This is a genomic window from Sciscionella marina DSM 45152 (assembly GCF_000379465.1).
Lineage (GTDB): Bacteria > Actinomycetota > Actinomycetes > Mycobacteriales > Pseudonocardiaceae > Sciscionella > Sciscionella marina.
Map to the genome: position 1 here is coordinate 223,318 of NZ_KB905458.1, position 13,010 is coordinate 236,327.

6 protein-coding genes are annotated in these 13,010 nt (G+C 63.3%); 2 read left to right on the forward strand and 4 right to left on the reverse strand.

Annotated elements, in window-relative coordinates:
• The first annotated feature begins 39 nt into the window (after nucleotides 1-39).
• Both A37U_RS52440 and A37U_RS0140265 read left to right on the forward strand, forming a co-directional pair.
• A complete protein-coding gene (locus tag A37U_RS52440) occupies nucleotides 40-564 on the forward strand; it encodes a hypothetical protein (protein WP_157183338.1) in 525 nt (174 codons plus the stop codon).
• Nucleotides 561-2,009, forward strand: a complete 1,449-nt coding sequence (locus A37U_RS0140265; protein WP_020502326.1) for an MFS transporter — start codon at nucleotides 561-563, stop codon at nucleotides 2,007-2,009. The genes A37U_RS52440 and A37U_RS0140265 overlap by 4 nt, the downstream gene beginning before the upstream one ends.
• Before the next feature lie 64 nt (nucleotides 2,010-2,073).
• Here the strand turns inward: A37U_RS0140265 and A37U_RS52445 are convergent, their stop codons facing one another.
• The 4 genes from A37U_RS52445 to A37U_RS0140285 form a co-directional block, all read right to left on the reverse strand.
• Nucleotides 2,074-3,480 carry a hypothetical protein gene (locus A37U_RS52445; protein WP_157183339.1) on the reverse strand — a complete coding sequence of 469 codons (1,407 nt, stop codon included), beginning with the start codon at nucleotides 3,478-3,480 and terminating at the stop codon, nucleotides 2,074-2,076.
• An 802-nt stretch (nucleotides 3,481-4,282) separates the two neighbouring features.
• Nucleotides 4,283-5,560 carry an IS256 family transposase gene (locus A37U_RS0140275; protein ID WP_020502327.1) on the reverse strand — a complete coding sequence of 426 codons (1,278 nt, stop codon included), beginning with the start codon at nucleotides 5,558-5,560 and terminating at the stop codon, nucleotides 4,283-4,285.
• A 267-nt stretch (nucleotides 5,561-5,827) separates the two neighbouring features.
• Nucleotides 5,828-10,981 (reverse strand): MobF family relaxase, encoded by a 5,154-nt coding sequence (mobF, locus tag A37U_RS0140280; RefSeq protein ID WP_083934259.1) that lies wholly within the window; start codon nucleotides 10,979-10,981, stop codon nucleotides 5,828-5,830.
• Between the two features lie 450 nt (nucleotides 10,982-11,431).
• Nucleotides 11,432-12,838, reverse strand: a complete 1,407-nt coding sequence (locus A37U_RS0140285; RefSeq protein WP_157183340.1) for a hypothetical protein — start codon at nucleotides 12,836-12,838, stop codon at nucleotides 11,432-11,434.
• Nucleotides 12,839-13,010 lie beyond the last annotated feature (172 nt).

Genomic DNA, 13,010 nt, shown 5'->3' on the forward strand with positions numbered 1-13,010 from the left:
GAGCCTTCGACTCCACGCAGCCGCGCCGAACTCGACGCCATGACCGAAGCCATGTGGCAACACCTGCAAACCCACGCCGTCCAGCTCGAACAACTCACAAAGAAGCTCACAGCGCTGGAAGCAGACGAAGAAACCAACACAGCCCGCATGGCACGTTGGCTCCCCTACCCACCGCCCCCGGCTGCCGAGGACAAACAACACCGCCGCGAAACACCACTGTTCACAATCGCTTGCTTCGTCCAGTACTACAACGCCACCTACACCGGACGCCCCGGCAGCCGCGCCATCGCGATACCCGACTGCTGGCTCTCCCACCCCGGCCTCGTCGCCGAACTCGCCACCCTCACCTACACCTGGCGCGCCGCGCATCTCGGACGCGGCGCCACCCCACGCGATGCCCAGTACTGGCACGACCGATGGCGCGTCGGATTCGCCGAACGACTTGCCACCGAATGGGTCCACGCCCACTGCCTCGCCGACGAACACAAACCAGCCGGAGCCCCCGCCCGAGCCGACAGGTTCAGCGACGACAACCCGCCCACTCGCTCGGGCGGAACACCATGACCAACAACCAGCAGATAGAAGGAACAAGCTCACGCGCTCGAGGCAGCGCCGAACCTCATGTTCACGATCAGGCCAGGGCCGAGCACCGGATCGCGACGGGTTCCTCGATCACCGACAACCCGGCGACGCGATCACCACACCGCAGCGGATGGGCGAACACGGTCACTTTCGGCGCCGCGACAGGGCTTCATGGCTGGTGCGCCGCCATCGTCGCGCCACTGACCGATTCCATCGCGCAAAGCCTGAACGTCCCGACCGGTAGCGGGGCTACGGCGTGGATCAGCGCCGGATTCTTTCTCAGCGCTGCCGCCACCGCTCCCCTGGCCGGGAAACTCGCTGACCGGTTCGGCGCAACCAGACTCATGCGAGCCGGACTGGTCGTCATCACCCTCGCCACGATCAGCGCCGCACTATCCCCGAACTACACCTGGCTGATCGCATCCCGAATCGCCTGCGGGATCGGCACCGCGACACAATATCCAGCCGCACTCGCCGCGCTGCGGCAAACCCGGAACCGAGCCAGCACCACCGCGCTGACCGCGATCGTGCTCACCAGCGAACTGTGCTTCACCCTCGCCCCAGCCATCGGAAGCCTGCTCACCCAAACCCTCAGCTGGCGCCTCGCACTCACCACCCCCGTGCTCCTCGCGGTTCCCGCACTCATCGGCACTAGAAGTCGAACCGCGACACCTGAACACGACCGCGCGAACCTGCTGCCGGTACGGCTGGGTCTTCCCAGCCTCGCCTTGTTCAGCGCCTGCATCGTCGTGACGATCGTCGTCCTCCAGTCAATCCCCCGAGCCGAAACCTGGATATGGGCGACCATGCTCGCCGGACTGGTCGCGCTCACCTGGTACTGGGAAAAACGCAAAGCCAATCCATCCCTGATCCCTGTGGGAACCTTCCACCCCGGCCTGAGAGCAACCTTCCTACGCCACACCAGCTACTACATCAGCTACTACCTGATCTTCTACGCGGCACCACAATGGACACTCGACTCCGGCCTACCACCCACGCTCACGCCGATCCTGCTTATGACAACCACCGCGTCAACCCTCGTGACCCGCACGTGCATACGCCACATCACCATCACCAACGCCCACCGATGCCTGCTCATCGGCGGATCTGCCATGGGGCTGGCCGCGATCATGGCGATCCTGCTCCCGCTCGGACCACCCCTGATAACGCTCACCGTCCTCTTGGTGCTGCTCGGCATACCCAACGGACTCATCGTCGGCGCCAACCAAACCCACCTCTACGAACAAGTACCCGCCCACACCATCGGCACCATGGCCGGAATCTACCGCTCCACCCAATTCACCGCAGGAGCCATCGCCACCGCATCACTCGGAACAACTAGCGGAAACCATGTTGCCGTAGCCGGCACAGCACTCGGGCTCATGGCATTGTTCACGTATACCACGGCCGTAGCAGACCCTCGCTAGATCATTTGAATTACCTTGTGGAAGACGATTAATCGTCTGGCGGTTGGTCGCATGTCTATCTGGATTAGATCGGACTCGGTTCGACCCTGGCTGCGGTGTAAAACTGATTTCTCCAGCTCATCACGTCTACCGGCGTGGGCGTCTTCAGAGCAACCTCGGGCGAGATGGTTGTGACTCCCAAGGGGATCTGCGCCGGACCCGAGTACTCACTTAGGCGCCGCCGAATGTCACTCACTTGAGACTCGCGAAATGGACTATGAAAGAGCGCAGCTAAGTCGCACTCATCGAGTGCTATCACCCCCATGGACAATAAATCAGATCGGAATCTCAAATACTCGCGAACCTGACGCACAGAATTCATAGTAGCCAGGATAAGCACCCAGGCCTGCAGGTCCGCAATGGCGATGTGCTCAGTAATAAGCGATGCTGGTAGTAGTTGCAGCATTTCGGCGTTAGTCAAGGAGGAACTGTACGAATGCAGTACAACACCGAGTGCAATGGTCCGATCATCGCCGTAGTAGAGAGTTCCACCTCCGTCGACAACCGGTTTGCCATCACGTAATGAGTCGAGGCGTTTTTGGAGTTGACCTACGATCTTTGTCGTCTGCTCTTCAAAAGTCGCCGCAGCACTATCCACGGAACCCGGCATTTCCATGGCTTTCGCCTCGCCGATCAGCTCAACACGTGAACCTATAATGGCTATGTCAATATCAGGTTTCGCATTACCGATTTTGATACTATAAGGCTTACAGCTAGGATGTTTTGCTCGCCACAATGAGCGCTGTATGCATTGTTGGGCCGTGCGCTCGAAGAGTTCCCCTTTGTCCAGCTTGCTTGTTTCAACCTGGGATTGCCGCAACTGGCGATCGGCCGCAGCTACCAGGGAACGGTCCATACTCATCTGCACAGTCGACAGCGCTACCGGCGCTAGTTCGCCTCCCGGGAAGGATATCCAAGGGAGTCGCTCCATCTCCATCGTCGTTATCAACTCGTCGAATGGCCGCTCTGCCAGGTAACCCGCCGGCATCGCGAGGTGCCGCGCAAGCTGATACCCAGGCGATCCAACGGACATTGGACGCAACCCGCCCCATTCGGGCCAATTGTCGCCGTACGAGATGGCAAAATCGCAGCAGCTTTCTACATTGCTTACCGTAAAATCCGGCAGAATCTCAGATAAACCGGGATCCGCCTCAGCTTGTCGTGCAAGTTCAATGGATATCATTCGCGAGGCCCAATGATATCTAATTTCTTGTGAACTAGTGCGTGACATCACCTCGCGATACGGCGTACTATCGATCATAAATAGCGACTTGTCGCCTTGATCTGTCATTCGTCGAAACATATCAGCAACCGATTTGCAGACCAGCCATCGGCCCGAGAGGTAAACGTAGCGGTCAACGGCGGTCGGGTCTTCATTTCCCCCAGACCCACCGGCGGCGATTGTCCAAATCACTCGATTCAGATTCGTCATCTGAGAAACTAGAGATGAAGCACCAGTTCTTGCTTCCCACCATGCTCTAATAGCGGCGCGCGGTGAAAGCAATCTGAGCAGTCGTTCACAATTACGGGCAGTCTTATTCATCAACATTTCAAACGGTACCGGATCAGGCACCGCAAAAGGTGGTGGATCATCTCCCGCCAAGCGTGCCTTGTTCGAACGTTCGGAGCCCCGTCCGAACTTATCAAGATCTGACTTGAGAGGACCATCCGGAAGAAACTGCATAAAGTCGGTAAACAATAGGCACCCCCAACAGCTGGTATGCACATGCACTGCAGAAAAATATTAGCACCTCAAGTGGATTTGCGCGAACCACCTCCGGGATACTAGCGGGCCATAGCAGCTGCCAGCATCGACAAACCTGAATGCATGTGCATCACAAGATCTTCCCAATAGCCTCGGCAGTGTCGCATCATCCGCCACTATCGCGCAGTGAAGGGCAGTTGAGGATACCGCTATATTCTGAAGAAGTAGCCGCGAGACACCTCGCACGAGGCGGGGTTGCCGATGCGCACTCGACGGCGCGCACTCCAAGATGGGCTTATCTCTGACTCACTTTTGAGAGCTAAGCATCCTGGGAGCGCCGCTAGCAACCATTATAGACCAACCCCCTGTCCGCTCATACTCACAGACAAACGCTCATACGTAAGCGGGGAAGTAACAAATACTACAGTTGCCGCCGTCCAGGAGTGAATGGTTCATGAGACTTCAAGACTATTTTACTGTGAGTGGGACTGTCCGGACCTTTGTGGGCGGCCCGGTGATCGCCTACTAGTTACTGGGCGTTGATGCGGTCTCCGTAGTGGAGGGACAGCGTGTTCAACACCTGTTTCCAGCCTACCGTCTTTCCGGTGATGTTGGTGCGGTTTTTGAGGGGTTTTTTGATCACGAGATAGAGAACTTTCAGCGCGGCTTGCTCGGTGGGGAAATGACCCCGTCGACGGGTCGCTTGCCGGAACCGCGCATTCAGGCATTCGATCTGGTTCGTGGTGTACACGAGTTTGCGAACATCGGGCGGGAACGACAGGAATGGGATAAAGTTGTCCCAACTGTCGCGCCACATGCGTATCATCGCCGGATACAAATCCTCCCATTCCGCGGCAAATTCATCGAACAACGCTTCCGCCGCATCGAGCGTAGGAGCGGTGTAGATGCCCTTGAGGGACTTGGTGATCTGTGACCAGTACCGTTTCGAAGCATAGCGTAGACTGGCCCGTACAAGATGCACGACGCACAATTGCACGTCGGCCCGCGGCCACAATGAATTGACTGCCTCAGGCAGCCCTTTCAGACCGTCGCAGGCGACCAGACAAATGTCCTCAACACCGCGGTTCTTCAAATCGGACAGGTGGTTCACCCAATCCTTGGCGCCTTCGCCGCCGGTACCGACCCACATGCCCAGCACATCCCGCTCACCAGCAGTATCGACGCCGACGGCCACGTATACGGGCCGGTTCGCGACAGTTCCCTCGCGGATCTTGACCATGATCGCGTCGATCATCACCACCGGATAAACGCGCGCCAACGGACGAGCCTGCCACGATTTCAGGTCGTCCAAAACCTTGTCGGTAATCGAGGAAATCAGATCACGAGACACGTCCGCGTCGTAAATCTCGTACAGGTGGCGCCGAATCTCGCCAGTCGTGAGGCCCTTGCCGTACAGTGAGATGATCGTCTCATCGAACCCTTCGATCCGACGAGCGTGTTTCGGAACAATCTGCGGCGTGAACGTCGCCTCCCGGTCGCGTGGCACACCGATCCGCACATCACCGATATCCGTGGAAACCGTTTTTGGGGTCGTTCCATTCCGCTCGTTCGTGGTACCCTTACTCTCGCGATCGCCCCTCTCGTAACCAAGGTGTTCGTCCAGTTCGGCGTTCAACGCCGACTCAAGCACGGTTTTCGTGATCTGTCGCAACAGCCCATCCGGACCGGTCAACGACACACCCGTATCGCGTGCCGTCTCCAACAACTCCCGGGCAATACGGACGTTCAGATCACCACCAGCGTCGCCCTCGATGGTCGGCGCAGCAGCCTCGACTTCGTTACTCACTGTGATCCTTCCGGGTCGGGGCCAAGCCCCAACTCTTCCATGATCACCAGCGCCGCCCACAAACCGGCTGACACTCCCGTGCGGTGGTCGCGCTCGCGCTGATCGAGTTGCGAGATTCCCGAGGTAGGTAGCTGCCCGGCGGGTTTGGTAACGCCATGGTCAATCACTGCGACGAACCGCCGGGATGCTCGACGGTCTCGTGGGTACTGCCGCTGGCGGCGCTGCGGAGAGGACTTCCGAGACAGAATGGCCCAGTTTCAAGGATAACTAGTAGCCCAAGCCAGTGTGCATGTCTTCCTGGCGGCTGGCTTCGAGGTCGTCGAGTTCGTCTTCGTGTTCGGCGCGGCGTTCGTCTTCGTCGTCGTGTTGGTGTTCGAGTTGTTCGGCGACGGCGTCGCGGAATTCGGTGTTGAGGGTGTCGTGGAGGTCGCGTCGGGCCTTGGTGGCTTCGAGGGTTTCGGATTGGGTGTCTTCGGGGTCGGGTGCGGTGTGGTTGGTCATGAGGGTTCTCCATTGTTGGTTGAGGTGGCTCCACGCTCGTGCGCGGGCGTTGTTGCCGCCGGGGTTTGGTCCGAGTGGTTGGTGGGGGTTGTTGCTGGTGATGTGGAAGGTTTCGCGGTAGGCGGCTGTTTGGGCGAGGGTGTGGTCCCAGCGGCGGGCCGCGTCGGGCTCGGTGGGCCGCGGACCGAGCGGGCGCGCCCAGATGGGCGGCTGGTGGGTGGCGTTCGCGCGGAGTTGTTGGGTACGTGCGTGGATTTCGGCGTTGACGGTATCGAGGCGTTCGCGGCGGGTTTGGTCGTCTGCTGTGCCGGTGAGTTCGGGGCGGGCCAGCCACGGTAGTGCGGGTTGATGCCCGTGTCCGGCGTGTTGTTGGGCGGCGAGTTCGGCCACGAGGGCGTGTCCGGCGGCGCGATGGTCTGGAATCTGCGGGGTTTCGGTGGGTTGGTTGGTGAGTTGGTGTGCGGCGCGGGCGAGGGCGGTGTCCGGGTCGACTCCGCGGGCTTGTCCTCCGGCTGCGTGGCGCCAAACGAGGTCCCATTCGGGTTGGTTGACCGCGGCGGCGGGCAGGGTTTCGGTGATGAGGGTGCGCCAGCGCGCGGTGTCCTCAGGGGTGGGTGTGGCGGTTGGTGCGGGTGGCTGGCGGGTGCTGGTGTAGTTGGTGATGAGTTTGGTCAGCAGGGCGGCGGGATCATTGGCCTGCGCGAGGGTGGTGTGGCTGGTCAGGGTGGGTAGGAGTCGGTGTGCTTGCCAACCGGTGTCTTGGGCGTTGGCGAGTGCGTGGAGCAGGGCGGGTTCGGCGGGTTGGTTGATGGTTTCGGGGGCGTGTTCGGCGAGGAGGTCGAGGTAGCGTTCGGCGTCGCCGGCGCGGGCGATGAGTTCGTAGCGGCGGGTCAGCTGGTCGAGCGTTTCGGTCTGGTAGCGGTTCTGTTCGAGGGTGGTCAGGTCGTCGATGAACAGGGCCTCATCGGTGCCTTCGCGCTCCGTGTTGTTGTCGGTGGCGGTGTCGTGTTGTTCGGCGACGAGGTGTGCCAGGTGCGGTTCGGAGGCTGGGGTGTTCTGCGGTGGGTTGGGGTATTGGTTCCAGCGTGTGGTGAGTTGTTGCCAGGCGTGGGCTTTGGCTCCACGGCTGTCGGGTTGTTCGCCGAGTGGGGCGTTCGGGTTGTCGCTGGTGATGTGGAAGGTTTCGCGCCAGGCGGCGGCGAGGCCGACGAGTTCGTCCCATTCGGCTGCCGTGATTGGGTTGTTGGGGCGTGGACCGAGTTTGGTGGCCCAGCCTGGGGTGTTCCGGATCGCGTTGGCGCGTAGTTCTTCGACGCGGCCGGTGATGGCGGTGTTGAGTCCGGTGAGGTATTCGGCGTGGCCGGGATAGTGGCGGGCGGCGGTGAAGTCGGGGCGGGCGAGCCAGGGCAGGGCCCGGTGGTGACCGTCGCCGCGTTCGATCCGGTTCGCGAGTTCGCGGGTCAGGGCGTGTTCGGCGTAGCGGTGATCGGGCATCGGGTCGACGCGGGGTCGTGCGGTGAGTTGGTGCGCCACGCTCGTGATGGCGGCGTCGATGTCGATTCCGGCGGCGAGTGCTCCGGCGGCGTGGTGCCAGATGGGTTCCCAGGTTGGGTCTTCGACCGGCGCGGTCGGCGCGATCGCGTCGAAGATTCCTCGCCATCGGGTGATGTCTTCGCGGGTGGGTTCGGCGATCGGTGTCGGTGGCGCGTGTTTGTCGAGGTGTTTGGTGATGCGGGACTGGAGCACCGCACCGGGGTCGTTCGTGCCAGTGAGCGTGGTGCGGCCGAGCGCGGCGGGGATGAGGTGGTCGGGTTCCCAGCCGAGGTCGTGTGCGTTGCGCAGTGTCTGGATGAGGGCGGGTTCGCTGTCGTACTCGAGGGCTTCGGGGGTGTGGCGGGTCAGGGCTGCGCGGTAGCGGTGTTCGTCGCGGTAGGTGGCGGTGTAGTTGTAGCGCAGCACGAGCGTGCCCAGTGATTCGGCTTCGGCGAGTTTCGCGCGTAGCGTTTCGGTGGCGGAGACTTCGGCGCCGGAATGGTGCAGGACTCCGGTGAGGACGGCCTTGGGGTCTTGGGGGTCGGGGGTTTCCTGGTGTTGGTCGATGACGTGATGGTGGGTGACGACGTAGAGGAAGTTCTTGCGCATGGCGCGGGTGATGCCGGGGTAGAACTGTTCTCGGGTCATGCTCGGGGGCACGACCAGGTGCGCGTTCCCTTTGCTGGTCATGCCTTGGACTCGGTTGACGGTGGCCGCGTAGGCGAGTTCGACGTTCGCGCGAACGTATTCGGCGGGCAGGGTGATGCCTCCGCCGTGGGCGCGGTGTTTGACCGTGAGGCTCCCGTTGTGGTGCACCCGGATGATCTGCCAGGTGTCCCCGTTCTTGACGAAGTCGGCGCCACCGAAGAGGTACATGAGCCGTTCGTTGTGGCGGGTGACGATCCAGTCTCCGCGACCGGCGTGGGTGGTGTCGTGGAGTGCCACTTCCGGTCCGGGTTGGAGATCTCCGCTGCGTTGGCGTCGTTGGCGGGCTTCGCGGTTGAGCGCGATGGTGTCTTCGTTGGTGGGCACGATCAACAGCGTTGATGCTCCGGCGTCGAGGTCGGCGCGCCAGGCGGCGTGAGCGGCGGCGCGCATCGTTTCGATGGAGCCGTCTTGGACCCGGCCGTGGTCGAAGTAGTACTTCAGCCCGCGGGGGTTCCCTTCGCGGATGTGCAGGCTGGCGGTGGCCTGTTCGCGCCGGTCCGGGCCGCGGAAGCGGACGATTTCGCGGAACCGTATGGCGCCGACGTCGTGCGCGAGCAGGCGGATCGCGCCGCCGGCTTCGACCGCGGCCAGCTGTGCGTCGTCGCCGATCAGGCGAACGTCGGCGCCTTTGTTGAGGGCGTATTTGACCACGGCGTGCAGCGTGTGGGTGCCGGCCATCGCGGCTTCGTCGATGATGACGAGGTCACCGGCAACCATGGGGAACGCGCGGTGCGCGAACCCGAGGGCTTGGGTGGTGGTCAGTTGGTGCAGGGTGTGTCCGCGTGCGCCGATCGAGGTGCCGAGTTCTTGTGCGGCCCGCGCTGAGGGGGCGAACGCGTAGACGCGGTGCCCGGTGCGCCGCCACGCGGTCGCGAAGACCCGCATGGCCGAGGTCTTACCCGCCCCAGCGGGTGCTAGCGCGAGTTGGACTCGACGGCCGGAGCGGGCGAACGAGCGCACCATGCGCTCCTGCCCCGTGTTGAGGCCCTGTCCCTGGAGTGCCTTGTCGACGGTGTCGGTGCGTAGTCGGTGCCCGTTGGTTTCGCGTGCCCAGGCCACGAGGTCCTGTTCCGCGGCGAGCGTGGCGGTGGTGGTGTAGCGGGTGGAGCGGTGTTCGACGAACACCGATTCCCCGTCGCGGCGCCGCAACGAGGCGGGTTCTTCCACGGCGGCAGGTCCGGTCAGCGCGAGCGTGTCCGGTGCCTGCAGGGCGGTGGTGACGATGGTGTCGATCAGGCGTTCACGATCGTGGTCGGGCACTGTGAGGTGCGCGGATTGGCGGTGTGCTTCGGCGGCGAGGTTCCACCAACTGAAGTGGGCGTAGTTGTCGGCGACGACCGCGCGTGTCGTGCGTGCCAGTTCCGCGATGTCCACTTCGTCGGCCGCCACCTGGCCGCTGGCGAACACGCGTCCGACGAGCCCGTCGAGGACCAGGGGCGCCACGACGGTTTCGGCTTGTGCGCGCCATGCCCGGGTGTGTTCGTCGAGGGTTTGTGGGGGTTGTTTGCCGGGGCGGTGGTCGTATTGGGATTTCCGGTTGATCTCGAAGATTTCTTTCGGGCTCGGTTCCCGCCCGTGCTCCTCGGTGAAAGTAGCGATGCGTTCGGCGCGGGCCGCTTCAAACTGGGTGTGGCGCTGGGAAAATTCTTTGACCAGCTCAACCGGGACGCCCTCGAGCTGCCACACCGGCCGCTTGAGATCCACCCCCGAGGCGCCGCGCTGGGTCCAGCGGGCTCCGTGGGCGCGGAACAGGTCCCGTAGCCGGGAATCGAAGTACTCGCTCGCGGTCACCCCGGCCGCGTGCACAGTGCGCCCGTCGAGGGCCGTCCATTCCCCATCGTCGCTGCGTTGTACCTTGTTCGAGATCAGCGCGTGGATATGCAAATGCGGGTCCGAGGCCCGCGAATCCCAGTGTTCGAACAACGCCGCGGTGATCCCGTTGACATCGACCTGGGCCTCCCCCATCGCCCCGGAGCGGGTGAACGCGACCTGGCGCTGCACATACGACAGCGTGTCCCGCGCCGCTTGCCGCACCAGGTCGGCGATCTGTTCACGATCTTCGGGCGGGGCCATGGCCCAGGTGATCGACACGGATTTGTCCGGGGCGAAGACCATCTCGAACCCGGATACCGCGGTCTTGAGCGCGCGCTGCTGCTCGGCCAACCACCGCCGAAACGCTTTCTCGTCGTCTGGATCGTGGCCGTCGTGGTCGTCGCGGTAGGCCTGCAGCTGCACCCCGCGGCGCAATTCGGCGCGCACGTGCGCCGGGATCGGGGCGCCGATCGGGCGGTCGTGCTCACGGTTGTAGTCCTTGTAGGCCTGGGAAACCTTGCTGCGCATGTGATCCAGCGCGGAGTACTGCGGGAACCGGCGCCCGAGTTTCGTGGCCGCCATGGCCTTCGCGGCGCTGGCACCGTCAGCGATCATTTCCGCTTCGATCGCATCCGCGTGGGGATGGCGTCCTTCCCCGAACAAGGCGTTCATCTGCGCAGGAGTGACCGCGCCGGCCAGCCCCAAGGCTTCCGCTCCGGCGCCAAACCATTGGCCTGCCGGGTAACCACGGGGGAGGTAGTAGTCGCTCAGCAACTCGCCAGGCTCGGCGCGCCGATCACGGTCGCCGCATGCCACCGAGTTCGTGAGATACTCGTGACCACCAGGGCTCAGCTTCCGCAAGCCCATCACGATTCTTCTAGGCTACGCCGGAAAAACGGTCGCCACCACCTGGTTCCGATGGTCTGCAAGATGTGCTGTATGCGGGGGTGGGTGTGCCGGTAGGCGGTCGGGCGGGGGTGTGCGGGTGCGGGCTGGGTGGTGCGGTGTCCGGTCGGGGCGGGCCGGGGTGTGTGGTCGGTGTGGTGGTGTGGGCTGGGTTGGAAGGGTGGGTGTGTGCCGCTCTGGGTTTCCGCCCTCGGTGGCGCACCAGCGCACGAGGGCGCGAAAAAGCGGTCGCCGCTCTGGGGACCGGTGACCGCTCGGGACTGTGGTGGTGGGCGGGGCGGTGGGGTGGGTTGGGGGTCGCGCAACCGGTGTCGCGTCTCGGGCTGGCTTCTGCTGGGTATCGCGAGCACAAAAGAGGGGCGGCCGCCGGTCTGGTGACTGGCGGCCGCCCCTGCTGGCGGGTCTCGGGGGTTAGGCGGCGATCAGCTCGGGCGCGGGTGCGAACGTGTGCAGCGGTGGTTTTCCGGCGTCGTGGCAGGCTTCGCACCGGCCGTCGTTGTGGCCGCGTTGTTCGGCTGGGGTGCGTTCAAGGTTGCACGCGATACACAACGCGCGCGGGTTGCTGGCGCGAAACGGTGTGCGGATATAGCGGGGGTCCTCGTCGCGGACGGACATGGCGAGATAGTCGTCGTCCCAGAGTTTCCAGCCGGTCGCGTCGTCGGGTTCTGCGCGGTCCTCGAACTGCACGGCAGGTCGGGTGTCCTCGTAGGTGTCCACCACACCGAGATCACGTCGGGCCTGCGCGCCAGTGCGGGTGTCCCGGTAGTCGGCGGGCTCCTCGCTCTCCGCGCACTCGTCGGCATCGGTGAACTCGTCGGCATCGTCGGGGTCGTGGTTGTCGGCGGCCTCTGGTGTGGTCTGGGTGGCCGTGGGTGCGGGTGTGGTGGCTGGTGCGGGTGCCTGCTTGGTGCGGCCGGTGTCGGTGTGCGTGGTGGTGTCGGGGTGGTGGCTGGTTTCGGCTTCGCGGCGGCACGGCTCCGAGCAGTAGGCGAGGCCGGGGGTGTCGGCGAGGTTGCCGTCGCAGTTTCCGCACCGGTGGATGTCTCCGGTTTCGGTTTCCCGGCGGCGTGCCTGCTGGGCGTGTTTCTGCCGTGCGGTGTAGGCGCGGGCTTTGCTGGCGTAGACGCACGCCATCGTCAGGGCGCGCGTGTCTTCGTCCAGGTGGGGCCACAGGCGGTGGGCCTGCTGGATGGCCTCGACGATGGTCGGGTGTGTGGCTGAGGGGTTTTTCAGCAGGGTTGCGCAGACGGTGAGCACGTCACGGTGTCGGCCACCGGTGGTGGCGTCATACCAGCGGAGCGCGTCCAGCGCGGTACCGATACGGGGCGGGCTGGTGTGCAGGAGCGCGACGATGTCGCGGGGTTCGGTTGCGGCGCAGTCGGTGCGGGTTTCGCTGGTGTACACGCATCGGTGGAACAGGGTGTGTACCTGGGGGTCGTAGGTGTCCCAGGAGGCCATAACCTCACGGACGGCCGTCAGGATTTCGGGTGTGGTGGCCTCGGTGGTGTTGAGCAGGCGGGCACACGCGGCAAGTACCGTGCTGGGGCTGTCGCTTCCGGTCTCGAACAGCCAGCGCAGCCCCTCGAGCGCGGACCGCACGCGGGGCGGATTCGCACTCAGCGCGTCCACCACACCGGAAATGGACGTAATACGGCGGTTTTTCGCTTTCTGAACCATGATATGAAACCTTCGTTTGACGATTTGCTGAATTGTCGGGTTGGTCGTCCCGACTGGATTACGTGAATAATCGTATCGAACATCACCCCTGCATACAAGCAGAATAGGCCGTTTATTTGCCTCCATTTTGCGGGATTGCATGCCCTGATTTGATAGTGTTTCCTTTTTGGTGGTGGTGTGTGGTTTCCGTGGTTCTGTGTGCCGCTGAGGTGGGCGTGTGCTGGTGGTGTTCACCCTGGGGTGTTGGTGTGACCGGTGTGCGCTGGGAGTGGTGGGGGAAGGTGGCCCCGCTACCTCACGGGCAGGCCCCTGG

Excerpts from the sequence above, each read along its gene's own strand:
- A37U_RS52440 (WP_157183338.1), top strand. The coding sequence starts at position 40 with ATGACCGAAGCCATGTGGCAACACCTGCAAACCCACGCCGTCCAGCTC.
- A37U_RS0140265 (WP_020502326.1), top strand. The coding sequence starts at position 561 with ATGACCAACAACCAGCAGATAGAAGGAACAAGCTCACGCGCTCGAGGC.
- A37U_RS52445 (WP_157183339.1), bottom strand. The coding sequence starts at position 3,480 with ATGACGAATCTGAATCGAGTGATTTGGACAATCGCCGCCGGTGGGTCT.
- mobF (WP_083934259.1), bottom strand. The coding sequence starts at position 10,981 with ATGGGCTTGCGGAAGCTGAGCCCTGGTGGTCACGAGTATCTCACGAAC.
- A37U_RS0140285 (WP_157183340.1), bottom strand. The coding sequence starts at position 12,838 with ATGCAATCCCGCAAAATGGAGGCAAATAAACGGCCTATTCTGCTTGTA.